This is a genomic window from Phenylobacterium sp. RIFCSPHIGHO2_01_FULL_69_31, assembly GCF_001824475.1.
GTDB lineage: Bacteria > Pseudomonadota > Alphaproteobacteria > Caulobacterales > Caulobacteraceae > Phenylobacterium.
Window position 1 is genome coordinate 159,854 of the sequence record NZ_MHXN01000014.1, and the last position, 23,446, is coordinate 183,299.

Genomic DNA, 23,446 nt, shown 5'->3' on the forward strand with positions numbered 1-23,446 from the left:
CGACCCTGAGATCCGCCTCCTGGTGGACGGCCTCCTGACCCGCGAGGGGTTCGACGTGGCGACCTGCGCCCGGGGCGAGGAGCTGGACCGGCTGCTCGAGCGGCGGCGGGTCGACCTGGTGCTGCTGGACCTGATGCTGCCGGGCGAGGATGGCCTGTCCATCTGCCGGCGGCTGCGCAACGCGCCGGTGCAGACGCCGGTGATCATGGTCACCGCCAAGGGCGACGACATCGACCGGATCCTGGGCCTGGAGCTGGGGGCCGACGACTATGTGGCCAAGCCGTTCAACCCCCGGGAGCTGGTGGCCCGGGTGCGCGCGGTCCTGCGTCGCACGCGCGAGGCGCACAGCACCGCGCGCCCGATGCCGCGCGAGACCTACCGTTTCGGCGGCTGGACCCTCGACGCCCCGGCACGCCGCCTGACCGACCCGCAGGACGAGGAGGTGGAGCTGACGGGCGGGGAGTTCGACCTGCTGCTGGCCTTCGTGACCCATCCGCAGCGGGTCCTCACCCGCGAACAGCTGCTGGACTGGACGCGGGGCCGGGACGCTACGCCCTTCGACCGCACCATCGATGTCCAGCTCAGCCGGCTGCGCCGCAAGCTGCGGGACGATTTCCGGGCGCCGACCGTGATCCGGACCATCCGGGGCGGCGGCTACCTCTTCGCCCTGCCCGTCGCCAAGAGCTGATGCCGCGCCTGCGGGACAGCCTGGCCCTGCGCCTGGCCCTGGTGATGACCATCGGGCTGGTGCTGCTGCAGGCGGCGGTCCTGGCGGTGGTGATCTGGCCGGACGGCCGACCCCTGGTCTTTCGCCTGCCTTCCGCCCGCGACGCCGCGGCGATGGCCCGGGCGCTGGAAGCGGCCCCGCCCGACGTCCGGCCCCTGGTGGCGGACGCCCTCAACCGCGGCCCGATGGCGGTCGAGGTCGTGGAAGGCTTCCCCATCGAGCCGAACGGCGAGGCGGCCGAGCGGGTCCCGCGCCTCGCCCGCTTCTTCGATCGCTACGGCCGGGACCTTGAAGATCGCCCCTTCCGGATCCAGGTCCGGCGCGATCAACCCTCCAAGGGCCGCATCCGCCTGCTCGTCGGCCTGCGCACGGGCGAGGTGATGATCGTCCAGCGCAACCAGACCCTGGTGCAGCGGGTCACCGAGCGCGCCTACGTCTTCGCCCTGGCGGCCTTGGCGGTGATGCTGGGCGTGCTGTCGGTCAGCCTGTGGACCATCCGGCCGGTGCGCCGCCTCGCCCGGGCCGCCCGCAGCATCGCCGACGACGTCCATGCCCCCGACCTGCCCGAGCGGGGGGTGCGCGAGGTGCGGGACCTGTCGTCGGCGCTCAACGAACTGAAGCACCGGGTGCGCGGCCTGCTCGACGACCGGACCCGCATGCTGGCGGCCATCGCCCACGACCTGCGCACCTACCTGACCCGCCTGCGGCTGCGCGCCGAGTTCATCGCCGATCCGGACCAGCAGGCCCGCGCCATCGCCGACCTGGAGGAGATGGGCCAGCTGGTCGACGACGCCCTGCTGTTCGCCCGGGACGCCACGCGGGCGCCCGGCGGCGAGGCCGAGATCCTGGACGTCCGCGCCGAGTTCGCCGCCCTGGTCCAGCGCCGCAGCGAGCTGGGCCAGCCGGTGTCCGACGCCACCCCGCCCGGCGGGCCGCTGTGCGTCCGCGCCTCGCCCATCGCCCTGCACCGGATCGTCGACAACCTGGTCGACAACGCGGTCCGCTACGGCGGCAGCGCGCGGCTGCGGGCCTGGCGGGAGGGCGAGACCGTGGCCCTGGCCGTGGAGGACGATGGGCCTGGCGCGCCGCCCGCGGCTCTCGCCCGCCTCACCCAGCCCTTCGAGCGCCTGGAGCCCTCGCGCGGCCGTGGCACGGGAGGCGCGGGCTTGGGGCTCGCGATCGTGGAGGGGCTGGCCGAGAGCCAGGGCGGCAGCCTCACCCTCGAGAACCGGCCCGAGGGCGGGCTGCGCGCCACCGTTCGACTGCAGGGGGCCTAAGTCAGAACCGCCCGCGCACGCCGGCGCGCAGCGCCGCCGAGTCCATCGCCCCGCGCCCGAACGTCGCGGACACGAGCAGGCTGCCGGAGAGCCCGGCCTGCAGTTCGGCCGTCACGCCGACCGCGTAGGCGAAATAGCTGTCGTCTGGCCGGAACGTCTCGCTGGTGAACGAGACCGGCGCGCCACTGGGCGTGATCGTCAGCCACTGGGCCTCGTCCAGGAGGTCGGCCTCATAGCTCAGCCGCGCGAACGGCCGGGCGGTCTCCGTCGCGGCCCAGCCCACCTGGGCGCCGAGCGAAGCCGTCAGGCTCTCCACGGTCTGCTTGCCGAACGTGATCTGGGTCGATCGCGCGCCGGCTTCGGCATAGGCGCCCACGGTGACGTGCTCGTAGCGCAGCCCGGCCAGCGGCCGCACCGTGAAGTCGCCCGCCTGCCGGGTCAGCCCGACCTCGGCGCCGGCCGACCACATCCGCCCGTTGGTGTCGCCGGCCTCGATCCGCTCGGCCGGGCCCAGCACCACGCGCCGCTCGACGTCGTCGAACGCCAGGTCGCCATAGGCGGCGTGCAGGGCGGCGTCGAACGGGCCGCGCTCGACCCGGGCCATCGCCGTCACCGTCACGGTGCGCAGGTCGAAGCCGCCGGTGTCGCTGCCGAACTCCCCATCCGTCTGGCTCCAGCTGAAGGCCCCGCCCACGCTGATCCCCGGGCGCACCGTCCGCATGGCGCCCGCGGTGGCGGCGGCGGTGTCGCCGTCCAGGCCGCTGGCGCGGGCCCGCGTGTCAATGTCGAACTGGCCGCCCTCCGCCCAGCCGAACAGGGTCCAGCCGCCGCCGCGGCCCGGCTCGGCGCGCGCGAACTCGGCGAGGCCGTCCTGGGTGGAGCGCATGATCGCGTGCGCCGTGAACGGAAGCTGGCCCACCTGGCTCGGGGCGCGCAGGGTCGCCAGCACGGCGTCGCCCTCGATCTCGTGCACCACGCCGGTGAAGTGGACGTTGTCCGCGTAGAGATAGGTGCGGTTGGCGTCGGGCGTCACGTAGGTCCCGGGCAGGCAGCGGAACGAGTCCAGCGCCGTGCCGCGGCAGGCGCGGTCGGTGGTGTTCACGATGCCGAACTCGCCCGGATTGGTCTCGATCTCGGCGATCAGGGCCGCCACGTCGAAATAGAGGACATTGGCCCCGGTGGCTGCCAGGGCGGACCGGTAGCGACTGTTGAAGACCTCGAACTTGGGCACGCTAACGGAGACGATGGTCGCCGAGCCCGCGTCCTCGACGCGCTTGACCTGCGCCGCGAGGTCGAGGGCGGCCTGATCCAGGATCGCGAGGTCGATGGGCGTGAAGCCCAGCCCATTGGTCTGGGTGGCGAAGACGTCGTTGCCGCCGCCCTGGATGACCACGAGGGTGCCGGGGTCGAAGGTCCCGCCCTTGGCCAGGAAGGCGTCGATCTGGTTGACCACCGGCGTGCGTGGCAGGTCGCCGGGCGCATCGGGCCTGGGCTCCTTCACTCGCGCGCCGCCTTCGGCGTAGTTGTCGCCCCCCGCGACGTGCGTCGTAAGCGGCAGGCCGATGCCGGAGGCGATGACCTCCACCCACACCGGATCGGGATTGGTCGTGAAGCTGCCCGCCCCGGCGGGCGCCTTGGCCCCATAGGCGCCCCCATCCGAGATGCTGTCGCCGAACACCACCATGCGGCCGTAGGGCGAAGCTTCCTGGGCGGCGGCCGGCGCCGCGAGGGCCAGCGTGGCGCCGGCGGCCAGCAGGCGCGAGGTCAGCCGGCGGGGGGCGGCGTTCGGAAAGGACGGCATGGGATACTCCTCACTCGGGGGAGCGGGACCTTCCTGCGGGGACGGCGCCGGCCTGTGAGCGGCGCGTGACCGATCGTGACAAACTGTTGCCACGGCGACGCCGGCCTCCGTGCGCCCCGGCGCCATTGACGGGCGCTCGCGCGACGCTCAAGCATCGGCGTTCAATGCGCCTGCGACTTCCGTTCGGACCATGCTGACGCGCCGCGCGATGCTCGCCGCCGCGGCGATGGCGCCCGTTGCGGCGCAGGCGGCCGGCGCGGCCCCGACGCCGCCCAGCATCGACGAGCTGCTGCGCGAGCCCGATGTTCACGACGCCGCGATCTCGCCCGACGGCGAGCAGCTGGCGATCCTGCGCACCCAGGTCAAGGACGGGAAGAAGAACGCCTACGTCACGCTCTCGCGCCTGGCAGACCTCTCGGCGCGACCCGACGCGGCCGTCATCGGCGAACAATCGGTCAGCCACGTGGAGTGGGCCAACAACGAGCGGCTGCTGATCTGGATCACCTTCCACAAGGACGAGAAGGGCCAGCCCTACGGCCTCTGGTTCTACGACACCTTCGTGCCCGTGCCGGTGAAGCGGGTGATCTCGGTCGACCTGAAGGGCCAGGACCCGGTGGTGATGTTCGCTGGATCGCGCTCGGTGCTGCGCCGCGGCTTCGACGCCTCGCGGGTGGTGGATTACCTGAAGGACGATCCGCGCCGGGTGCTGATGCAGGCCTGGAACGACAGCCGCGGCGCCTATGGCCTGTTCCAGGTGGACGTCTACACCGGCGCCGCCGAACTGGTGGAACAGGGCGTGGCGGCCACCGACTTCTGGCTGACCCAGGGCGGCGTTCCGATGCTGCGGATGGACTCCAACGCCCGTGGGACGATCGGGTGGGTCTATGGCCGCGCCCCCGGCGAGAAGGACTGGAAGCTGATCCGCAAGTCGCGGTTCACCGAGGGCAAGAAGCTGCCCGATTTCGACGTGGTGGGCCCGACCCCCGAGGCGGGCGTGTTCCTGGTCTGCCAGCGCATGGAGGGCCGCGACACCAGCGTGATCCGCACCTTCGACCTGGCCAGCCAGACGTTCGGCGACGTGATCGCCGAGCGCCCGGATCGCGACTTCGAGACGTGCTTCGTCGACGAGAACCTCAAGCTGGTGGCCAGCGCCTACTGGGACGACCGGCTCAACTACGAATTCGCCGACCCGGCGCTGGCCCCGCACTTCCGGGCCGTGAACGCCGCCCTGAAGAACACCTGCAACGTCCAGCTCTACGACATCGACGTCGCCCACAAGCGGATGCTGTTCCGCGCCACGGGTCCGCAGGAGCCCGGCTCGTTCCAGGTCTACGACCGCCAGACGCGGCGGCTGGAATATGTCGGCCATTGCAAGCCGTGGCTCACGCCCGACCGGCTGGCCAAGGGCGAGGCGCTGAAGGTCCGCACGCGCGACGGGGCCGAGATCCCCGCCTACCTGACTGTCCCGATCCAGGCGGCGGGCAAGCCGCTGCCCATGGTGGTCATGCCGCACGGCGGACCGGAGGTGCGCGACTATCTGGACTACGACCTGACCGCCCAGGCCCTGGCGGCGCGCGGCTGGCTGGTGCTGCAGCCGAACTTCCGCGGCTCCGGCGGCTACGGGCGGGCGTTCGCCGAGCAGGGCCGCCGCCAGTGGGCCGACCGCATGCAGGCGGACGTGGAGGACGCCGTCGACCAGCTCGTCGCCGCGGGCCGGGCCGACCCGAAGCGGCTGGCGATCCTGGGCGCCAGCTATGGCGGCTACTCGGCCCTGATGGGCGCCGTGCGGCGGCCGGATCTCTATCGGGCGGTGGTCTCCATCGCCGGGGACGCGGACCTGATCGAGAGCCTGGCCTTCTCCCGCCGGGAGGACGGGGTGGATTCGCCGACCTATGCCTACTGGCGCGCGTCCATGGGCGACCCGCGCGCCGACGAGGACCTGCTGATCCGCGCCTCCCCCGCGCGCCGCGTGGCCGAGATCCAGGCGCCGGTGCTGCTGATCCACGGGACCGAGGACACCATCGTCGACCCCAAACAGTCGCGCCTGATGGCCAAGGCCCTGAAGGCCGCCGGCAAGACGTGCGATCTCGTCGAGCTGAAAGGCGAAGGCCACCGGGGCTGGTCCGACGCCACATGGAAGACGGTGCTGGAAACCGCGACCGCCTTCATCGGCAAGCACATCTAGGCGGCGGCGCCCCCGCAGACCGGACAGTCGGGATCCCCGGCCACCCGCACCGTCCGCGTCTCCGCCGCCAGGGCGTCGTAGATCAGCAGGCGGCCCGCCAGCGGCTCGCCGGCGCCCACGATCAGCTTAACCGCCTCCAGCGCCATCATCGAGCCGATCACGCCCGCCAGCGCGCCCACCACCCCCACCGCTACGCACGTTTCGGCGTCGGGCGGGATCTCGGGCACGAGGCAGCGGTAGCAGGGCTGGCGGCCGAACACCCCCACCTGGCCTGTCCAGCGGCCGATGGCGCCCGAGACCAACGGCTTGCCGTGGCGCACGCAGGCGTCGTTGACGCAGTATCGGGTTGCGAAGTCGTCGGTGCCATCCAGCACCAGGTCTACGCCCTCGACGAGCTGGTCGGCGGTGGAGGCGTCGAACGCGCCCTGGAATCCCGCCACGAACACATGCGGGTTGAGCGCCGCCAGCCGGTCGGCCGCCGCATCCACCTTGGGCCGCCCCAGGTCGTCCTCAGCGTAGATCACCTGCCGCTGCAGGTTCGAGCGGTCGACGTCGTCGGGATCGGCCAGGATGATGGTGCCCACGCCCGCCGCCGCCAGGTACAGCGCCACGGGGGCGCCCAGGCCGCCCGCGCCGACGATCAGCACACTGGACGCCTTCAGTTTCTGCTGTCCCGGACCGCCCACCTCGCGCAGCACCAGGTGCCGGGCGTAGCGTTCGATCTCCTCGTCGTCGAATGTCATTCCCTTGACCTCGGCCGGCGCGCTGCTCACATCGCCCGGATGTCGAATAGCTCAGCCTTCCCCGATTGGCACGGGACCACCATCCTGGCGGTGCGCAAGGGCGGCAAGACCGTCGTGGCCGGCGACGGCCAGGTGTCCATGGGCCAGACCATCGTCAAGGGGACCGCCAAGAAGGTCCGCAAATTGGCCGGCGGCCGGGTCATCGCGGGCTTCGCCGGCTCCACCGCCGACGCCTTCACCCTGATCGAGCGGCTCGAGGCCAAGCTGGAGCAGTATCCGGAACAGCTCGCCCGCGCCTGCGTGGACCTGGCGAAGGACTGGCGGACCGACCGCTACCTGCGGCGGCTCGAGGCCATGCTGCTCGTCGCCGACAAGGACCAGATCTTCACCGTGACCGGCGTCGGCGACGTGCTGGAGCCGGAATACGGCGTCGCCGCCATCGGCTCCGGCGGGAACTATGCGTTCGCAGCAGCCAGGGCGCTGTTGGACGTAAACGGCCTGGACGCCGAGACGGTCGCACGCAAAGCCATGGGTATCGCCGCAGACATCTGCGTCTACACCAATGGAGAACTGACGGTTGAGGTCCTCTAGCGTCGCCCTGATCGCGGCCTTCCTCGCCTTCCCTGCCCTTGCCGCGCCGGTGACCCCGGCGCCGGTCGTCGCCGCCGAGCGGGCCTTCGCGGCCGACGGCCAGGCGCTGGGCGTGCAGGCCAGCTTCCTGAAGCATTCGGCCCCCGACGGCATCGTGTTCGCGCCCGAACCGCTGCTGGCCAAGGCGGTCTACAGCCAGCCGCGGCCGAAAGGCGTAGAGCTGGCCTGGTGGCCCCTGTGGGCGGGGATCGCCCGCTCGGGCGACCTCGGCTTCACCACCGGCCCCTACACCGCCGACGGCAAGCCGGGCGGCTACTACTTCACGGTCTGGGCCAAGCAGCCGGACGGGTCGTGGAAGTGGCTGTTCGACGGCGGCCCGCCCAGCGACCAGACCGGCGCCGCGCCGAAAGGGTCGGACGTGGCCTACGCCCGGCCCGCCGCCCACCAGGCCGGCTCCTCGGCTAAGGCCATGGACCAGGTGATGAAGGCCGAGATCGCCCTGCACGCCGCGGCGAAGACCGACGTGCAGGCCGCGTTCCTGTCCGTGGTGGCGGACGACGGGCGCATCGTCGGCTCGCGCCGCAAACCGCCGACCGGCCGCGCGGATCTGGAGGCCGAGCTCGCCACCCGCGCCACGTCGATCGCCTTCGCCCCCCTGGGCGGCCAGGCCTCCAGCGCCGGGGATATGGCCTGGACCTATGGCGCGGCGCGCTGGACGGCCGGCGGGGCCGAACAGCGCGGCCACTACGTGCGGATCTGGCGCAACGACGCGGGCGGATGGCGGCTGCTGTTCGACGAACTGCTCGCCGCCCCGCCCCTCCAGGCGCCCCCGGTTCAGGCAGAGGCTGTCGCACCGCCCGCTTCGTGACTATCTAGCGGCCGACATGACCGAATTTTCCCCCCGCGAGATCGTCTCCGAACTCGACCGCTACATCGTCGGACAGCATGAGGCGAAGAAGGCCGTGGCCGTCGCCCTGCGCAACCGCTGGCGCCGCCGGCGCGTGCCGGACGACCTGCGCGACGAGGTCACGCCGAAGAACATCCTGATGATCGGCCCCACGGGCGTCGGCAAGACCGAGATCGCCCGCCGCCTGGCGAAGCTGGCCCAGGCGCCGTTCCTGAAGGTCGAGGCCACGAAGTTCACCGAGGTGGGCTATGTCGGCCGCGACGTGGACCAGATCGTCCGCGACCTGGTGGAAAGCGCCATCGCCATGGTGCGCGAGAAGCGGCGGGCGGGCGTCCGCGCCCGCGCGGAGGCCGCCGCCGAGGAGCGGATCCTCGACGCCCTAACCGGCCCCGGCTCCACCGCCGCGCGGGAGAGCTTCCGCAAGAAGCTCCGCGCCGGCGAGCTGGACGACAAGGAGGTGGAGCTGCAGCTCGCCGACAGCGGGCCGTCCATGCCGATGATGGAGATCCCGGGCCAGCCCAACATGGGCATGCTCAACATCGGCGAGATGTTCGGCAAGGCCTTCGGCGGCCGCACCAAGACCCACAAGACCAGCGTCTCCGGCGCCTGGGCGCCGCTGATCGCCGAGGAGAGCGACAAGCTGGTCGACCAGGAGGCCCTGACCACCGAAGCCCTGTCCTTGGCCGAGAACCAGGGCATCGTCTTCCTGGACGAGATCGACAAGGTGGCCTCCAGCCGAGAGCGCGCCGGGGCCGACGTCAGCCGCGAGGGCGTACAGCGCGACCTGCTGCCGCTGATCGAGGGCACCACCGTCTCCACCAAGTACGGGCCGGTTAAGACCGACCACATCCTGTTCATCGCCTCCGGCGCCTTCCACGTGGCCAAGCCGTCCGACCTTTTGCCCGAGCTGCAGGGCCGCCTGCCGATCCGCGTGGAGCTGAAGGCCCTGACCCGCGAGGACATGCGCCGGATCCTGGTGGAGCCCGAGGCCAACCTGGTCCGCCAGCACCAGGCCCTGCTGGCCACCGAAGGGGTGACCCTGAGCTTCACGGAGGACGCCTACGACGCCCTGGCCGACGCCGCGGTGGCGGTGAACGGCTCGGTGGAGAACATCGGCGCCCGGCGGCTGCAGACGGTGCTGGAGAAGGTGATGGAGGAGATCAGCTTCACGGCCGCCGACCGCACCGGCGAGACCATCGTCATCGACGCGGCCTATGTGCAGGGCCGGGTGGGCGAACTGGCGGGCAACGCCGACCTCAGCAAGTTCATCCTCTAGATGTGCGCCGCCTGCTGGGGACTGTCGCGCCGGGGCTTCATGGCGGCGCTGGGGGCGTCCGCCCTCGCCGGCTGCAGCGAGAACGCGGCCACGGGGCGCCGGCAGTTCGTTGTCGTGGACGACGGCCAGCTCGCCACCCTCGCCGACCAGGCCTGGGCGGAGATGTCCGCCAAGATCCCGCCGGTGGCCGACCCCGCGGCCCACGCCCGCCTGGCGCGGATCGGCGCGCCGCTGGTGAAGGCCGCCGGCCGCACCGACCTCGACTGGTCGTTCACGGTGCTGGACAGCCCCGAGTTCAACGCCTTCGTCCTGCCCAACGGCAAGGTCGGGTTCTTCCGCGGCCTGCTGGAGTTCGCCCAAAGCGACGAGGAGGTCGGCTCCGTGCTCGGGCACGAGGTGGGCCACGTGATCGCGCGCCATTCCGCGGAGCGGGTGAGCCAGGAACTGGCGGTCCAGGCCAGCGTCGCCATCATCGAGCGCCTGATCGCCGAGGACGCCGGCCAGTACGCCGACGAGATCGGCGCGGCCCTCGGCATGGGCGCCATGTTCGGGGTCATCCTGCCCTATTCGCGCCGGCACGAACTGGAGGCCGACCGCGTGGGCGTCGACCTGATGCGCAAGGCCGGCATGGACCCAACCGCCGCGGTGCGCTTCTGGGAGCGGATGGCGGCCCGGGCAGAGGCCGCCGGCAAGCCGCCCGAGGTGATCTCCACCCATCCCGCCGACGACCGCCGCCTGGCCGAACTGAAGGCGGCTGTCTCGGGCGCTCCGGCCCAGGTCAGATAGCCCCGCGCCTCGCGCGCCAGATGGCATCTTCCAGGGCCCTGGCGAACTCGCCGCGCTCGCCGGGGCTCAAGGCTGCGGCCACGGCGGTCTCCCGCCCGGAGAGCCTGAGGGTCAGCGCCATCACTCGATCCTCCTCGTCGCGCACCGTGGCGACGCGCGTGAAGGCTGTGGGGCTTTCCCAGATCACCCGGATGTCCTTGGGCGTTTCACGGGTGATCCGCACCTGCGTCGGGCTGACCTGCACGCGCTCGATCACCTTGCCGGCCCGGAAGCTCACCGCGAAGGCCACCACCACCGCCAGCACGTCCAGGCCCAGGAAGGGCACGACGTAGTGCGCGCCCATGCGGATGAACACCACCGCCGAGGCGACGTTGGCCGCCGTGATGATCGAGATGAGAATCACGAACCCCCGCTCGGACAGCGAGCGGTTCGGCTTGATCTCGGCGTCCATGTAGAGCGGCCGGCTCATGGCCTCGCAGGATAGGCCGAAGTCCACGCCCGCGGAACTGGCTCTCACGGCCCGGGCGCCCGCCGCCCCAACTGAGGCCGTCAGCAGGGTTGGAGGCCGCGCATGAAGATCGCCATGATCGGGTTCGAAGGGTTCACGGACGTGGACCTGTTCATGCCCTGGGACCTGTTCTACCGCGTCAAGGACCCCACCTACGCCGCCTTCGACGGGGAGTGGGACGTGCGGATCTGCGCCGACCGTGCGCGCTTCGCCTCCTACTCCGGCCTCGCCATCGACCGGCACGAGCCGCTGTCCTGGGCCGAGGGCGCCGATGCGGTCTTCATCGTCAGCGGTCCCGGCAGCCGCCTGAAGATCAAGGATCCGGCCTTCCTTTCGTCCCTCCGGCTCGACCCGTCCCGGCAGCTCATCGCCGCCATCGATTCCGGCGTCCTGATCCTGGCCGCCCTGGGGCTGCTTGAAGGGCTGAGCGCAACCACCTATCCCAGCGTCTTCGCCGAGCTCGAGGCGATGGGCGTGCGCACCGAGCGCCGGCCCCTGGTGATCCACGGCAATGTCGCCACCGGCGGCGGCTGCCTGGCCACCCAGGACCTGGCCGCCTGGATCGTGGAGCGCCTCATCGGCCCGCAGGCGGCGGCGCAGATCGTGGATTCCGTGGCGAAGGTGGGATGATGAGCGAGACGTGGGCTGACGGGCGCATCGCCCTGGTGACGGGCGCCACCTCCGGCTTCGGCGAGGCCATGACCCGTCGGCTGATCGCCGCGGGCGGGCGGGTGATCGCCACCGGCCGCCGGGCCGAGCGCCTGGCAGCCCTCGCCGCCGAGCTCGGGACCGACCGCCTGCTCACCCGCGAACTCGACGTCACCGACGCGGCGTCGGTCGAAGCCTTGCTCCCGAGTCTGCCGGCCGCCTTCGAGGCGATTGACATCCTCTACAACAACGCCGGCCTGGCCCTGGGCCTGAACAAGGCCCACGAGGCGGCGCTGAGCGACTGGGAGACCATGATCGCCACCAACGTGACCGGCCTCGTGCGCATCACCCGCGCCGTCCTGCCCGGCATGGTGGCCCGCGACCGCGGCGACATCCTCAACATCTCGTCCGTGGCCGCCAACTATCCCTATCCCGGCGGCAATGTGTACGGCGCGACCAAGAGCTTCGTGCGCCAGTTCTCGCTGAACCTGCGCGCCGACCTTCTGGGCGCGAAGGTGCGGGTCACGTCCATCGAGCCCGGCATGGCCGAGACCGAGTTCTCGGTGGTCCGGTTCAAGGGCGACGCCGACGCGGCCGGCAAGGTCTACCAGGGCGTCCAGGCTATGAGCGCCGACGACGTAGCCCTCGTGTGCGAGAGCGTGCTGAAGCTCCCGGCCCACATCAACGTCAACACCCTGGAGATCATGCCCGTCCAACAGGCCTTCGGCCCCTTCGCCGTGGATCGGAGGTAGCGCCGCCGCGCCCTCCACATCCTCGACATGGGAAGGGGGATCGGCCACAAACCGCCCAACGACGGATGGGAGAACACCACGTGGCCGACGATTATCAGATGCCGACCGGAACCCTGATGAAGGGCAAGCGGGGGGTCATCACCGGGGTCGCCAACCACCAGTCCATCGCGTGGGGCATCGCCAGCCAGCTGGCTGCCCAGGGCGCGGACCTGGCCTTCATGCACCTGCCGGGCATGGAACGCCGCGTGACGCCGCTGGCCGAAAGCGTGAACGCCAAGCTGATCGTCGCGGCCGACGTCACCGACGACGCCTCCATGGACGAGGCCTTCGGCGCGGTGGCCAAGACCTTCGGCCAGATCGACTTCTTCCTCCACGCCATCGCCTTCGCCAACAAGGACGAGCTGAAGGGCAGCTTCGTGGACAACACGACGCGCGAAGGCTTCCTGCGCGCGATGAACATCTCGGCCTTCAGCTTCGTCGACTGCGCCCGGCGCGCGGCCGCGCTGATGCCCGAGGCGGGCGGCTCGATCGTGACCCTGACCTACATGGGCTCGGAGCGGGCGATCCCGAACTACAACACCATGGGCGTGGCGAAGGCGGCGCTGGAGGCGGCGACCCGCTATGCGGCCCGCGACCTGGGGCCCAAGGGCATCCGGGTGAACGCCCTCTCGCCCGGCGCCATGAAGACGCTCTCGCTGGCCGGCATCTCCGGCGGCCGCGGCATGCTGGCAAAAGGCCGCTCGCTCTCGGCCATGAAGGAAGACACCTCCATGGAGGGCGTGGCCGGCGCGGCCCTGTGGCTGATGTCGGATCTCGGCAAGTCGACGACCGGCGAGGTTATCCACGTCGACGCCGGCTTCCACATCATGGGCTTTTCGGACGACGAGGACGGCGAGGGCTAGGCGCCAGGCCGCCCTCAGGCCGCCTCAGGGCGCGTAGGCGCGCATGAAGCGGGCCGCGGCCTCGGTGGCGATGTGGTCGATCCTTGCTTCGTCGAGGTGCGGGTCGACGCCCAGCAGGGTGGCCATCTGCAGCGACCCCAGCACCATGCCGGCGAAGAACTCCGCCGCCTGCATCGGATCGGGGCAGGCGAGGCGGCCGGCGTCGGTCTCCAGCTGTAGGAACGCGGCGAGCCGCTGGCGGCTGGCCCGGGCGCCGGCCTCGTAGATCGCCGCCGCCACCTCGGGCATCTCGGAGACCCCGAGCATCGCCATGCGCAGGAAGGCCGGGCCCTGCGGACGCATGACCGCCTGCAGCAGCACGCGCGCGAACTCGGCCAGGGCCGCGCCCGGGCGCTCGACCGAGCTGGGGGCGTCCAGCGACGCGGTGATCTCGTGGACGCGGCGGTCCATCACCGCCCGGACCAGGTCCGCCTTCGACCCGTAGTGATTGTAGATGGTCTGCTTGGAGACGCAGGCGCGGCGGGCGATGTCCTCCATCGAAGCCGTCACGCCGCGCTCGGCGAACACCTCAATGGCGGCGTCCAGGATCGCCTCGTTTTTGGAGACGTCGATCTGGCCGGCGATGCGCGGCATGTCAGTGGCCTCCGCCCTCCGAGGGCCCCGGCATCGCCGGACCGGGCCGCGCGAAGAAGGCGAGGCCGACGGCGACCCAGCAGGCCAGGGCCAGCACCGCGAAGGCGTCGCCGAAGCTGAGCACCGCCGCCTGGCGGTGGAGCATGGCGCTCATCGCCTTGCGGGCCGTGCCTTCGGGGTCGGCCACGCCGCCCTCGGTCATCATGGCGGTGAGGCCGTCGAGCAAGGCGGCGCTGGAGGCGTTCGCCTGCCCGGCGGCGCTGGCCAAGTCCATGTAGTGGATGGCGCCCTGGTGGCTGAGGATGGTGGTCAGCATGGCCAGGCCGATGGCTCCGGCGACGTTGCGCACCAGGTTTATGAGTCCGGAGGCGTCCTTCATCATCGTGACCGGCAGGGAGGCGACGCTCATCTGCTGGGCCGCGATCATGGCGACCATGGTGCCCAGGCCGCGGGCCACCTGCAGCACGAAGAACTCGTTGAAGCCCCACTCGTCGGTGACGCGCACCCCCAGCTGGATCGCCCAGGCGGCCAGGGCGAAGCCGCCGATCATGGCGATCCGCGCGTCCACCATGCGGACGAAGCGGCCGGCGATCGGCGCGGAGAGGAACATGGTCAGGCCCGAGACGAGCATGGTGTTGCCCACCTCGGCCGACGAGAAGCCCCGCACCTGTCCCAGGAAGATCGGCATCAGGAACGTGCCGCCGAACAGGCTGACGCCGGTGACGAAGGTCATCACGATGCCGAGGCTGAAGTTGCGGTCGCGGAACGGCGCGAGGGACACGATCGGCTGCCAGTAGGTGAGCTGGCGCCAGATGAAGGCGACGCCGGTCAGGACGGCCAGGACCGTGAGCCACAGGATGATGCCGTCCTCGAACCAGCCCTCGCTGCTGCCCTCCTCGAGCACGTACTGCATCGAGAGCAGGAACACGGTCATGAGGCCCAGGCCCCACCAGTCGATGCCTCGCGAGAGGCTGGGGTCGCCCTTGTCGAAGTTGGCGTAGCGCCCGACGAGGAAGATCACCAGCATCCCCACCGGGATGTTGATGAAGAACAGCCAGCGCCAGCTCAGCAGGTCGGTGAGGTGGCCGCCCAGCGTGGGGCCGATGGTCGAGGAAAGGGTGACGATCAGACCGACGATGACGTTGGCGGTGATGCGGCGCTCGGGCGGGAAGACCGTCATGGCGGTGGCGAAGACGGGCGGGATCATGGCCCCGGCGAACAGGCCCTGCAGCGCGCGGAAGACGATCATCATCGCCACCGAGGACGACAGGCCCACCGCCACCGACGTGGCGATGAAGCCGATCACGGCGATCACATAGAACGACCGCGTGCCCCACATCTTGGTCAGGTAGGCCGTGAGCGGCATGATCACGACCTCGGCCAGGAGGTAGATCGTCTGCACCCAGCTGATCTCGTCGGCCGTGGCCCCGATCCCCGACTGGATCTGGACCAGGGAGCTGGCGACGATCTGGATGTCGAGCATGGCCATGAACTGGCCGATCACCATCCCGCCGAAGCCCAGGAACACCTTCACCCAGTCGACGTGCGATCCGTCCGCGCCCAGCACGGCGGGGGCCTCGGGCTTCCGGGCCCGGGCCGGGTCGGGGGGAAGGACCGCGTCGGTCACGGGACTAGTTCTGGGCGCCCTGGCGGGCGAAGCGCTCGGGGGTCTGGCCGGCCTCGGCGAACGCGGGGCCGGTGTCGCGGGTCACGTCCACCTTCACCTTCAGCGACAGCCCGGGCCGCAGGCCGCCGGCCAGCTTCTGGTTCCGGTCGATCGCGATGCGGACCGGCAGGCGCTGGGTGATCTTGGTGAAGTTGCCGACGGCGTTCTCCACCGGGATCAGGGCGAACTCGGCGCCGGTGGCCGGGGCGAAGCTGTCGATCCGGCCCTTGATGGCGGTGTCGCCGAAGGCGTCGGCGTGGATCTCCACGGGCTGGCCGATCCGGAGGCGCGAGACCTGCGTCTCCTTGAAGTTCGCCACCACATAGGCGTCGGCGAGCGGCACGATGCTCATCAGGGCGCCGCCGGGCCGCACGTACTGGCCGACCCGCACGGCGCGAGCGCCGACGACGCCGGCCACTGGGGCTCGGATCTCAGTCCTCGAGAGATCGATGCGGGTCTGTTCGGCGGCGGCCCGGGCGGCGGCGGCCTGGGCCACGCTCTGCTCGCGGGCCGAGCCCAGCGACTGGGCGGTGCGACGCTCGGCCTCGAGGGCCGCGCGGGCCTGGGTCACGGCGGCCACCGCCTGCTCCTGGGCCGTCCTTGCGGTCTGCGCCCGCTGCGGCGACACCCAGCCCTCGCCCGCGAGCGACCCGTAGCGCTTCAACTCGCTGTCGGCCCACTTGGCCTGGGCCTGGGCGCTGTCGACCGCCGCCGCGCGCTGAGCGATCATCGCCTGCTCCAGCCGGGCCTTGTCGTCGACCGCGCTGACGGCCGCTTCAAGGGCCCGGGCGTTGGCCTCGGCCTGGGCCAGACGCGCCCGCAAGGTCGCGGGATCGATCCGGACCAGCACCTGCCCGGGACTGACGGCTTGGTTGTCGTCGACCAGCACCTCGGCCACGTAGCCGTCCACCAGGGGCGCGACCGTCACCTTGTCGGCCGCCACGAACGCGTTGTCGGTGGTCTCGTACTTCTGGCGGTCCAGCCACCAGAGCCCGCCGCCCACGGCGACGGCTACGGCCGCCAGACCCCCGGCGGCGAGGGGAACGATGCGGCCTCTCGGCATACCAGCCATTCGGCGAACGCCTCTCGAACGAAAAGTGGACTCTGCGGTCCAATCCCTGTCTCGAGATATGCCTCGCCCGCGTTAGCGGCAAGTGAAGAATGGACGCGGGTGTCCATCATTCCGGATCGTCGAGGCGCCCGCTGGACGCCGGGCCGGGTTTCGTGGCCTATCCCTGCCATGAGCCAGGACGCAGACGTCATCATCGCGGGCGCCGGCATCGCCGGCGCGACCCTTGCCCTGTCCCTGGCGAGGGCGGGCCTGAAGCCGATCCTGATCGATCCGGTGGCCTTCGACGCCCAGCTGGCGCCGACCTTCGACGGGCGCGCCTCGGCGATCGCCTATGCCGCGTTCCGCCAGTGGAAGGCGCTGGATCTCGGCGAGGCGATGGAGCCGCATGCCCAGCGGATCGAGCAGATCCTGGTCACCGATGCGACGACACCCGGCGCGGCGTCCGGCGGTCCGCTGCCGTTCTTCCTGCGCTTCTACTCCGGCGAGATCGCCGACCGTTCGGACGGCGAGCCCTTGGGCTACCTGCTGGAGAACCGCCGCACCCGCGTAGCGCTCGCGGCGGCGGTGGAGGCCGCCGGGATCGAGGTGCTGGCCCCCGCGCGCGTCACCGGCGCGACCTTCGGCCCCCGTCTCGCCGAGGTCACCCTGGCCGACGGGCGGGTCCTGCGTGCGCCCCTCACCGTCGGCGCCGAGGGCCGGGGCTCGGTGATCCGGACAGCAGCCGGCATCGGCGCCATCGGCTGGGACTATCGCCAGACCGGCGTGGTCGCGACCGTGCGGCTGGAGCGCCCTCACCAGGGCGTGGCGCATGAGTACTTCCTGCCGGGCGGACCTTTCGCGATCCTGCCGCTGACGGACGATCGCGCCAGCCTGGTCTGGACGGAAAGCACGGCCCGCGGCGCCGCCCTGGCCGGCGCGCGGCCCGAGGTGTTCCAGGCGCACCTGGAGCGGCGGTTTGGCGAATTCCTGGGCGCCGTCGCCATCGAGGGGCCGGTCTTCACCTACCCCTTAAGCCTCCAGCTCGCCGAGCGGTTCGCGGCGCCGCGGGTGGCGCTGCTGGGCGACGCCGCCCACGGGGTGCACCCGATCGCAGGCCAGGGCCTGAATCTGGGCCTCAAGGGCGCAGCCGCCCTCGCCGAGGTCCTGGTCGATGCGGTCCGCGTGGGCGAGGACATCGGCTCGGAGGTCGTGCTGGAGCGCTACGCGGCCTGGCGCCGCTTCGATACGGTGACGCTCTCGGCCGGGATGGACGCCTTCGTCCGGCTGTTTTCCAACGACAACCCGCTGCTTCGCATCGCGCGCGGCGCCGGCATGGCGGCGGTGAACAGGATCGCCCCGGCGCGGCGGTTCTTCATGCACGAGGCCGGGGGCGCGGTGGGCGACCTGCCCCGGTTGCTGCGCGGCGAGGCGCTGTAGCTACTCGCCCTCGCCCAGCGGGCGGGCTTCCTCGGGCAGCATGATCGGCACGCCGTCCCGGATCGGATAGGCCAGGCGCGCGCCCTTGCTGATGAGCTCCTGCCGGGCGCGGTCGTAGGCCAGCGGTCCGCGGGTGACCGGACAGACCAGGACCTCCAACAGGCGGGGATCGACGTCGAGGGCGGGCGCAGGATCGCTCATGGCGTCCCTCTACTGCAGCTGATGGGGCTCGTCATCCGGATCGGAGGCGTCGATCTCGAGAAGGGTGGTCAGCACCTCGAACCGGCTGGCCAAGTCGGGCGCCTCCAGGAAGGCCTGCTTCTCGGCGGGCTCGAAGGGCAGGCCCATGCACAGGCTGTTGACCAGCGCTTCCAGCGGAGCCTCGCTGGCGGTCTCCCAGTCGATGTCCAGTTCGCGGCGATTGAGGTAGCGCTTCAGCGCCGTCGCGAACCGGGCGCGGGCGGCCTCGGTCGCGCCCGCCTCCTCGTCCGCGAGGTCGACCCGGAAGCGCTCGTAGTTCGCCCGCAGCTGGCGATAGGGCAGCCGCAGGTCCAGCTCCTCGCCCGCCTCGAAGCGGCAGACGCCGGTCAGGGTGATCATGTACCGGCCATCGGACGTCTCGGCGTAGCTGGTGATCCGGCCCAGGCAGCCGACGTCCGAGAGCTTCGGGCGGGCCCGGCTGCCGCCCCGGGTCTGGATCATCCCGATCACCCGGTCGCCGGCCATGGCGTCGTCGACCATGTTCAGGTAGCGCGGCTCGAAGATTTGCAGAGGCAGCTCGCCGCCGGGGAGCAGCAGGGCCCCGTCCAGCGGGAACACCGGGATCAATTGCGGCAGGTCGGAAAGCTGACGGTAGGGAGCCATCGCGCCTCAGCTGAACAGGATGGTCGAGAGCTTGCGCCGGCCCTGTTTGGCGACGTCGGACATGGGTCCGGCGGCTTCGAAGATGGTGAGAAGCTGCTTGCGGGCGGCCTGATCGTTCCACTCCCGGTCGCGGCGGATGCTCTCGATGAGCTGGTCGACCGCCTCGTGCATCTGCCCGGAGGCGGCGAGCGCCTTGGCGTACTCGAGCCGCGCCTCGTGGTCGTCGGCGTCGGCCAGGATCCGGGCCTCGAACACCGCCGTCTCGGAGGGGGCCTGGTCCGCCAGCGCCAGCGCGGCGCGCACCGCATCGATGTCGGGATCCTTTGCGTCCGGCGGCGCCATCTCCAGCACCTCGCGCGCCTGGTCCAGGTCGCCGGCCTGCTGCAGCACGCGCGCCATGCCGCCGATCGCCTTGACGTGGGTCGGGTCCATCTGCAGCGCCTGGGCGTAGGCCTGGGCCGCCCCGCCGGCGTCGCCCAGCTCCAGCGACTCCTTCGCCATGCCCAACAGCTCGTCGATGGGCGAGGCGCCGCCCTGCTTGGCCAGGCGGTCGACGAACTGTTTCACCTGGCTGTCGGGCAGAGCGCCCATGAAGCCGTCCACGGGCCGGCCATCGACGAACGCGAACACGGCCGGGATCGACTGCACCCGCAGCTGGCCCGCGTAGGCGGGGTTGGCGTCGATGTCGACCTTGACCAGCTTCACAGCGCCCTTGGCGGCGAGCACGGCCTTCTCCAGGGCCGGGCCGAGCTGGCGGCACGGGCCGCACCACGTCGCCCAGAAGTCGACGATGACCGGCGTGGTCTTCGAGGCTTCCACGACGTCGGCGATGAAGCTCGCGTCGGTGGCGTCCTTGATCAGATCGGCGGCGGCCGGCGCGCCTTGGGTTTCCCCAATGAGGGTCATGCCCGAAAGTCCCCTGTCACTTGGTCTCTAACGTCCTTTTGCCAAGATGGTCGCAACAGGGGCCCGGCGCTAGTCGATGCGCGTCATCGCGGCGAAATCCACGATGATCGGCCGGACATCCAGTGCGGCCAGGAAGGCGCGGAACCCGTCGCGCGTGACCGTGGTCGTGGCGGTGTTGGTCAGCGGGTGGAAGTTGAGTCGGTCGGCCTCGGCCAGCGTCCGGTCCAGCACGAAGCGGACGCGGCGGTCGTTGTCGTTGATCAGGCCGAAGGCGGTCACCGAGCCCGGGGTGACGCCAAGGGTCTCGCCCATGAGCTCGGCGCTGCCGAACGAGAGGCGGGCCGAGCCGATCACCGTGTGAAGCCGCTTCAGGTCGATGCGGGCGCGCCCCTCGGCCGAGATCAGCCAGAGCTGGCCCTTGGCGTCCTTGAGGAACAGGTTCTTGGTGTGGGCGCCTGGGATCCGGGCCTTGATGTCCTCGCCCTCGTCCACGGTGAAGACGGCGGGGTGCTCATGCGTGACGGCCTGGATTCGGTGATCCGACAGGAACGCAAGAAGATCGTTGCAGCGCTTCATAGACCCCGTCATAACAAAGCTGCGCCGTGCGACGAATCGACCCTGGGCCACCGGGGCGACTTGACACCAACCGGTTGAAACCACGGCGCTTCTTTCTGACATACGCTTGTTAGGCGAATCGAGTCGCAGAGCGCTTGGCATTCATATATTGTTAAGTCTGAAGGTCGCCTCCGACATGTGGTGGGGGCCAGACGTTGGGGAAGACAAGATGAAGATTCGTACGCTTGCCGCGGCTTCCGCCGCGTTTGGTATCCTCGCTGCGGCCTCGGCCGCGAACGCCGCCGTCACGGTGAGCGACACGGTGCAGAATGACCTGTACGGCAGCACGCTTGCCGCCCACGGTCAGACGATGCTCTACGATTTCGACGGGATCGCGAACACGAACGTTTCGTTCTCGGGCGGCATCGAAGTCACGACGACGCCCGATCCGATCAACACCTCCGCTCCGCCGCCGCTTCCGCTCGCTGATGGCGGCGTGCCGGTCACGAGCGATGGCAACACGATCTACGTGGATCCGACCGACTATCTGTCGGTGCCGGCTGGCGGCTCCGCGACGTTCTCTGGCGAAAACGGTTACGCTCTGACCTCGTTCAGCTTCTACATGGGCTCGCCGGACTTCTTCAACAAGGTGACGTTCAACTTCCGCAACGGCACCTCCCAGATCCTCACCGGCGATCAGATTTGGGGCGGCTCGCCCGACGGCAATGGCGACCGGACGCTGGGCTACCGCGTCTATTACGATTTCGGCGGCATGGGCGTGAATTCGATCACCTTCGAATCTGCCCAAAACTCGTTCGAGTTCGACGGCCTCGCTGGCTCGCTGGCGGTTCCGGAACCCGGCACCTGGGCCCTGATGATCATGGGCTTCGGCGGCGCTGGCGCCATGCTCCGTCGACGCAAGGCGGCTCTGGCCTAAGCATACGCCTCTCGGGAACCTTCGGGTTTCCAGGGCAAAGGAACAGCCCCGGTCGCGCGAGCGGCCGGGGTTTTTCCATGTCTGGGGCCGAGCTCGTCCACTGGACGGACCGCCAGGGCCGCGCTTAAGGGTCTCGCGAGTAGCAAGAGCGAGGGTCCATGGAACTTGAGTGCTTCCCCACCACCGAGCGGCCCCCGGAAATCGTGCCGGGCCGCCCGCAGCGGGCCTGGATGGACGCCTTCACCGCACGGCATCCCTACCGGTGTCTGCCGCTCAACATGGCCAACTCGTCCGGCTGGGAAATCCTCTGCCCCGTCGCATTCACGGCCGAATGGAACGGCGGGCTGATGCAGTCCGACCTGACCCTTAAGCCGGATTACCCCAACCCGGACTTCCACCGGCTGGCCACCAGCCACTTCAGCCATGGCGTGCTGACGCTGCACCCCGGCTACCTGTTCCGCACGCCGCCCGGCTGGTCGATGATGGCCATGGGCCCGCCGAACCACGTGAAGGACGGGATTCAGCCGCTCGCCGGCGTGGTCGAGACCGACTGGCTGCCCTTTCCCTTCACGATGAACTGGATCTTCACCCGCCCCGGCCGGGTGCGGTTCGAGAAGGGCGAGCCCTTCTGCTTCATCACTCTGCTGCAGGACCACACGCTGCACGAGATCCAGCCGGTGATCCGCCGCATGGATTCCGACCCGGAGCTGCGCCACCAGTACGACGTCTGGGAGAAGCATCGCAGCGAGTTCAACCAGCGCATCTTCCGCGGCGACCCCGAAGCCACCAAGGAGGCTTGGCAACGCTACTACTTCAAGGGCGAGTACCCGGAGGAAGTGAAGGCGGACGCCCCGGAGGGCCACGTCAACAAGCGCCGGCTGAAGGCGCCGAAGTTCCGTTAGAACAGGGTCGGCGCAGGCGGGTCGGGCGACCTTAAAAAATGCCGCTTCGGCCCGCTTGCAAACGCAGAGGCCGTCTGCCATAAGGCCGCCTCTCGCATTTGGGGCTGACTATCGCCCCTACGGAGCGCGGGCGTAGCTCAGGGGTAGAGCACAACCTTGCCAAGGTTGGGGTCGGGCGTTCGAATCGCCTCGCCCGCTCCAAATTCAAGCTGATCGGCGATCCAGCGGCGGCCTTCGGGCCGCCGTTCGCACATCAGGCGCTGCGTATCCCGCGAGCGAGAACCTCGTCCACCAGTCCCGCGTAGAGGTCGTTCGTAAGGCTGAGGTCGTAGGCCAGCGCGCGCTCGCCGGGACGGACCGGCGCCTGCGCCTGGGCCAGCACCGCCTGCGCCAGGGCGTCCGGGTCGTCGCCATCGAAGAGCAGCCCATAGCGGCCCTCATCCAGCACCAGGGCGGCGTCCCCCGCCAGCCGCGAGGCCACCACCGGTGTTCCGGCCGCCAGAGCTTCGAGCAGGGCCAGGGACGAGGTCTCCCACCGCGACGGCAGGGCGAACACGGCCGCCCGCGACAGCCAGGCGAAGACATTGTCGGTCTCGCCCGCCAGCAGGAAGTCCTGATCCAGGCCCGCGGCCCGGGCCAGCCTCGCCAGCCGTTCCCGTTCCTCGTCCGCGCCGCCACCGATGATCGCCAGGCGCAGGCGGCGGCTGGCGCGCGCCCGGCCCATCGCCTCGATCAGCAGGTCGAAGTTCTTTTGCGGCCGCAGCCGCCCGATGCCCAGCACGACGGGGACCGGCTCCTCCAGCCACGGATGCGGCGCGGGGGCGCGGGAGAGCCGCGTCGCCTGGGCCTTGTCGACACCGTTCGGCAGCTCGGCTGCCCGTCCGGTCTCGATGGCGCGCGCGAACAGCGGCAGGCGCCGCAGCGCGCGGCCGACGACGACGATCCGCGCCGCGTCCCGCACAAGCGCCGCCATCCAGGCCAGGCGGAGCCGGCTCTTCAAGCCGTCATCCCGCGCCACCTCGTTGCTGATGCAGTAGATGCGGGCGATGTGGCGCAGGCCCTGGCAGGCCAGGAACGGCGTCCAGTGGCCCATGTTGCCCACCGACATCAGGACGCCGCCCGGCTGCTTCGAAAGCCAGGCGCGCAGCCGCAGGGCGGCGACGCCGCGTCCCAGCGCGCCCTCCCGCCCGGCCAGGATCTTCAGCCGGAACGGGCCTCGCACGGCTTCCTCGGCGAAGAACCCCTGGCCATAGCCGGCGACGAGGGTTGTCGGATGGTCCTGCGACAGCCGCTTTGCGAAATCAAGGGCGTTGCGCACCACGCCGCTCGAACGCAGGTCGTGGACATAAAGGTAGACGTGGCGCATCGGCGGCTCCGGCCCTGTGTCACGTG

Annotated in this window: 24 protein-coding genes and 1 tRNA gene; 14 read left to right on the top strand and 11 right to left on the bottom strand. The window is 70.7% G+C overall.

All coding sequences use genetic code 11. The features are described from left to right. Window positions 1–10 precede the first annotated feature (10 nt). Entirely contained in the window at window positions 11–688 is a 678-nt protein-coding gene (locus A2790_RS10085; RefSeq protein ID WP_293391431.1) for a response regulator, read from the top strand. Next, window positions 688–2,004 carry an ATP-binding protein gene (locus tag A2790_RS10090; RefSeq protein WP_293390752.1) on the top strand — a complete coding sequence of 439 codons (1,317 nt, stop codon included), beginning with the start codon at window positions 688–690 and terminating at the stop codon, window positions 2,002–2,004. Before A2790_RS10085 ends, A2790_RS10090 begins: the two co-directional genes overlap by 1 nt. Window position 2,005: 1 nt before the next feature. Here the strand turns inward: A2790_RS10090 and A2790_RS10095 are convergent, their stop codons facing one another. After that, window positions 2,006–3,805, bottom strand: coding sequence for an autotransporter domain-containing protein (locus A2790_RS10095; protein ID WP_293390755.1), 1,800 nt, complete (start codon window positions 3,803–3,805; stop codon window positions 2,006–2,008). A 190-nt stretch (window positions 3,806–3,995) separates the two neighbouring features. On the opposite strand from A2790_RS10095, the gene A2790_RS10100 reads away from it, so the two are divergent. Continuing rightward, window positions 3,996–5,990, top strand: a complete 1,995-nt coding sequence (locus A2790_RS10100; protein ID WP_293390758.1) for a S9 family peptidase — start codon at window positions 3,996–3,998, stop codon at window positions 5,988–5,990. On the opposite strand, the gene moeB is transcribed toward A2790_RS10100, so the two are convergent. Continuing rightward, on the bottom strand, window positions 5,987–6,733 hold the full coding sequence (gene moeB, locus A2790_RS10105; RefSeq protein WP_293390760.1) for a molybdopterin-synthase adenylyltransferase MoeB: 747 nt from the start codon (window positions 6,731–6,733) through the stop codon (window positions 5,987–5,989). The two genes, A2790_RS10100 and moeB, sit on opposite strands and share 4 nt — an antisense overlap. A 39-nt stretch (window positions 6,734–6,772) precedes the next feature. Between moeB and hslV the strand changes: the two genes are divergently transcribed. From hslV to A2790_RS10125, 4 genes are read left to right on the top strand one after another with little or no spacing between them, the layout of a single operon-like run. Further along, the gene (gene hslV, locus A2790_RS10110; RefSeq protein ID WP_293390763.1) at window positions 6,773–7,324 is read left to right on the top strand and encodes an ATP-dependent protease subunit HslV; all 552 of its coding nucleotides are present in this window, start codon (window positions 6,773–6,775) and stop codon (window positions 7,322–7,324) included. Beyond that, on the top strand, window positions 7,311–8,192 hold the full coding sequence (locus A2790_RS10115; RefSeq protein ID WP_293390766.1) for a nuclear transport factor 2 family protein: 882 nt from the start codon (window positions 7,311–7,313) through the stop codon (window positions 8,190–8,192). The genes hslV and A2790_RS10115 overlap by 14 nt, the downstream gene beginning before the upstream one ends. Window positions 8,193–8,208: 16 nt before the next feature. Beyond that, complete coding sequence (gene hslU, locus A2790_RS10120; RefSeq protein WP_293390768.1) at window positions 8,209–9,507, top strand: ATP-dependent protease ATPase subunit HslU; 1,299 nt, start codon at window positions 8,209–8,211, stop codon at window positions 9,505–9,507. Next, a complete protein-coding gene (locus A2790_RS10125) occupies window positions 9,508–10,293 on the top strand; it encodes a M48 family metallopeptidase (RefSeq protein ID WP_293390771.1) in 786 nt (261 codons plus the stop codon). It begins immediately after the preceding gene. Here the strand turns inward: A2790_RS10125 and A2790_RS10130 are convergent. After that, entirely contained in the window at window positions 10,286–10,810 is a 525-nt protein-coding gene (locus tag A2790_RS10130) for a DUF2244 domain-containing protein (RefSeq protein ID WP_293390774.1), read from the bottom strand. The two genes, A2790_RS10125 and A2790_RS10130, sit on opposite strands and share 8 nt — an antisense overlap. A gap of 54 nt (window positions 10,811–10,864) precedes the next feature. On the opposite strand from A2790_RS10130, the gene A2790_RS10135 reads away from it, so the two are divergent. From A2790_RS10135 to A2790_RS10145, 3 genes are all read left to right on the top strand, one after another. After that, on the top strand, window positions 10,865–11,431 hold the full coding sequence (locus tag A2790_RS10135; protein ID WP_293390777.1) for a DJ-1/PfpI family protein: 567 nt from the start codon (window positions 10,865–10,867) through the stop codon (window positions 11,429–11,431). Beyond that, entirely contained in the window at window positions 11,431–12,201 is a 771-nt protein-coding gene (locus A2790_RS10140) for an SDR family NAD(P)-dependent oxidoreductase (protein ID WP_293390780.1), read from the top strand. Before A2790_RS10135 ends, A2790_RS10140 begins: the two co-directional genes overlap by 1 nt. A gap of 80 nt (window positions 12,202–12,281) precedes the next feature. Then, on the top strand, window positions 12,282–13,103 hold the full coding sequence (locus tag A2790_RS10145) for an enoyl-ACP reductase (RefSeq protein ID WP_293390783.1): 822 nt from the start codon (window positions 12,282–12,284) through the stop codon (window positions 13,101–13,103). A 24-nt stretch (window positions 13,104–13,127) separates the two neighbouring features. Here the strand turns inward: A2790_RS10145 and A2790_RS10150 are convergent, their stop codons facing one another. The 3 genes from A2790_RS10150 to A2790_RS10160 are packed head-to-tail and all read right to left on the bottom strand — an operon-like array spanning window position 13,128 to window position 16,474. Further along, window positions 13,128–13,736, bottom strand: coding sequence for a TetR/AcrR family transcriptional regulator (locus A2790_RS10150; RefSeq protein WP_293390786.1), 609 nt, complete (start codon window positions 13,734–13,736; stop codon window positions 13,128–13,130). A 1-nt stretch (window position 13,737) separates the two neighbouring features. Further along, window positions 13,738–15,363, bottom strand: a complete 1,626-nt coding sequence (locus A2790_RS10155) for a DHA2 family efflux MFS transporter permease subunit (RefSeq protein WP_293390789.1) — start codon at window positions 15,361–15,363, stop codon at window positions 13,738–13,740. 4 nt (window positions 15,364–15,367) lie between these two features. Next, a complete protein-coding gene (locus A2790_RS10160; protein ID WP_293390792.1) occupies window positions 15,368–16,474 on the bottom strand; it encodes an HlyD family secretion protein in 1,107 nt (368 codons plus the stop codon). A gap of 168 nt (window positions 16,475–16,642) precedes the next feature. On the opposite strand from A2790_RS10160, the gene A2790_RS10165 reads away from it, so the two are divergent. After that, window positions 16,643–17,890, top strand: coding sequence for a UbiH/UbiF/VisC/COQ6 family ubiquinone biosynthesis hydroxylase (locus tag A2790_RS10165; protein WP_293390795.1), 1,248 nt, complete (start codon window positions 16,643–16,645; stop codon window positions 17,888–17,890). Here A2790_RS10165 and A2790_RS10170 read toward each other — a convergent pair whose 3' ends face one another. The 4 genes from A2790_RS10170 to A2790_RS10185 all read right to left on the bottom strand — a co-directional run bounded on the left by A2790_RS10170 (window position 17,891) and on the right by A2790_RS10185 (window position 20,236). Next, window positions 17,891–18,091 (bottom strand): Trm112 family protein, encoded by a 201-nt coding sequence (locus tag A2790_RS10170; protein ID WP_293390798.1) that lies wholly within the window; start codon window positions 18,089–18,091, stop codon window positions 17,891–17,893. Window positions 18,092–18,100: 9 nt separating this feature from the next. After that, the gene (locus A2790_RS10175; RefSeq protein ID WP_293390801.1) at window positions 18,101–18,754 is read right to left on the bottom strand and encodes an LON peptidase substrate-binding domain-containing protein; all 654 of its coding nucleotides are present in this window, start codon (window positions 18,752–18,754) and stop codon (window positions 18,101–18,103) included. A 6-nt stretch (window positions 18,755–18,760) separates the two neighbouring features. Further along, window positions 18,761–19,660 (bottom strand): co-chaperone YbbN, encoded by a 900-nt coding sequence (locus A2790_RS10180; RefSeq protein ID WP_293390804.1) that lies wholly within the window; start codon window positions 19,658–19,660, stop codon window positions 18,761–18,763. Window positions 19,661–19,729: 69 nt separating this feature from the next. Next, window positions 19,730–20,236 carry a YbaK/EbsC family protein gene (locus A2790_RS10185; RefSeq protein ID WP_293390807.1) on the bottom strand — a complete coding sequence of 169 codons (507 nt, stop codon included), beginning with the start codon at window positions 20,234–20,236 and terminating at the stop codon, window positions 19,730–19,732. Window positions 20,237–20,444: 208 nt separating this feature from the next. Between A2790_RS10185 and A2790_RS10190 the strand changes: the two genes are divergently transcribed. The 3 genes from A2790_RS10190 (at window position 20,445) to A2790_RS10200 (ending at window position 22,255) form a co-directional block, all read left to right on the top strand. Then, complete coding sequence (locus A2790_RS10190) at window positions 20,445–21,152, top strand: PEPxxWA-CTERM sorting domain-containing protein (RefSeq protein ID WP_293390810.1); 708 nt, start codon at window positions 20,445–20,447, stop codon at window positions 21,150–21,152. 158 nt (window positions 21,153–21,310) lie between these two features. Beyond that, window positions 21,311–22,054 carry a DUF6065 family protein gene (locus tag A2790_RS10195; protein ID WP_293390813.1) on the top strand — a complete coding sequence of 248 codons (744 nt, stop codon included), beginning with the start codon at window positions 21,311–21,313 and terminating at the stop codon, window positions 22,052–22,054. 126 nt (window positions 22,055–22,180) lie between these two features. After that, a tRNA-Gly gene (locus A2790_RS10200) sits at window positions 22,181–22,255 on the top strand. Between the two features lie 52 nt (window positions 22,256–22,307). On the opposite strand, the gene A2790_RS10205 is transcribed toward A2790_RS10200, so the two are convergent. Beyond that, window positions 22,308–23,420, bottom strand: a complete 1,113-nt coding sequence (locus tag A2790_RS10205; protein WP_293390816.1) for a glycosyltransferase — start codon at window positions 23,418–23,420, stop codon at window positions 22,308–22,310. Window positions 23,421–23,446: the final 26 nt, after the last annotated feature.

Excerpts from the sequence above, each read along its gene's own strand:
- A2790_RS10140 (WP_293390780.1), top strand. The coding sequence starts at position 11,431 with ATGAGCGAGACGTGGGCTGACGGGCGCATCGCCCTGGTGACGGGCGCC.
- A2790_RS10205 (WP_293390816.1), bottom strand. The coding sequence starts at position 23,420 with ATGCGCCACGTCTACCTTTATGTCCACGACCTGCGTTCGAGCGGCGTG.
- A2790_RS10135 (WP_293390777.1), top strand. The coding sequence starts at position 10,865 with ATGAAGATCGCCATGATCGGGTTCGAAGGGTTCACGGACGTGGACCTG.
- A2790_RS10165 (WP_293390795.1), top strand. The coding sequence starts at position 16,643 with ATGAGCCAGGACGCAGACGTCATCATCGCGGGCGCCGGCATCGCCGGC.
- A2790_RS10150 (WP_293390786.1), bottom strand. The coding sequence starts at position 13,736 with ATGCCGCGCATCGCCGGCCAGATCGACGTCTCCAAAAACGAGGCGATC.
- A2790_RS10095 (WP_293390755.1), bottom strand. The coding sequence starts at position 3,805 with ATGCCGTCCTTTCCGAACGCCGCCCCCCGCCGGCTGACCTCGCGCCTG.
- moeB (WP_293390760.1), bottom strand. The coding sequence starts at position 6,733 with ATGACATTCGACGACGAGGAGATCGAACGCTACGCCCGGCACCTGGTG.
- A2790_RS10170 (WP_293390798.1), bottom strand. The coding sequence starts at position 18,091 with ATGAGCGATCCTGCGCCCGCCCTCGACGTCGATCCCCGCCTGTTGGAG.
- A2790_RS10180 (WP_293390804.1), bottom strand. The coding sequence starts at position 19,660 with ATGACCCTCATTGGGGAAACCCAAGGCGCGCCGGCCGCCGCCGATCTG.
- A2790_RS10190 (WP_293390810.1), top strand. The coding sequence starts at position 20,445 with ATGAAGATTCGTACGCTTGCCGCGGCTTCCGCCGCGTTTGGTATCCTC.
- A2790_RS10160 (WP_293390792.1), bottom strand. The coding sequence starts at position 16,474 with ATGGCTGGTATGCCGAGAGGCCGCATCGTTCCCCTCGCCGCCGGGGGT.
- A2790_RS10195 (WP_293390813.1), top strand. The coding sequence starts at position 21,311 with ATGGAACTTGAGTGCTTCCCCACCACCGAGCGGCCCCCGGAAATCGTG.
- A2790_RS10185 (WP_293390807.1), bottom strand. The coding sequence starts at position 20,236 with ATGAAGCGCTGCAACGATCTTCTTGCGTTCCTGTCGGATCACCGAATC.
- A2790_RS10175 (WP_293390801.1), bottom strand. The coding sequence starts at position 18,754 with ATGGCTCCCTACCGTCAGCTTTCCGACCTGCCGCAATTGATCCCGGTG.
- hslU (WP_293390768.1), top strand. The coding sequence starts at position 8,209 with ATGACCGAATTTTCCCCCCGCGAGATCGTCTCCGAACTCGACCGCTAC.
- hslV (WP_293390763.1), top strand. The coding sequence starts at position 6,773 with ATGTCGAATAGCTCAGCCTTCCCCGATTGGCACGGGACCACCATCCTG.
- A2790_RS10100 (WP_293390758.1), top strand. The coding sequence starts at position 3,996 with ATGCTGACGCGCCGCGCGATGCTCGCCGCCGCGGCGATGGCGCCCGTT.
- A2790_RS10090 (WP_293390752.1), top strand. The coding sequence starts at position 688 with ATGCCGCGCCTGCGGGACAGCCTGGCCCTGCGCCTGGCCCTGGTGATG.
- A2790_RS10125 (WP_293390771.1), top strand. The coding sequence starts at position 9,508 with ATGTGCGCCGCCTGCTGGGGACTGTCGCGCCGGGGCTTCATGGCGGCG.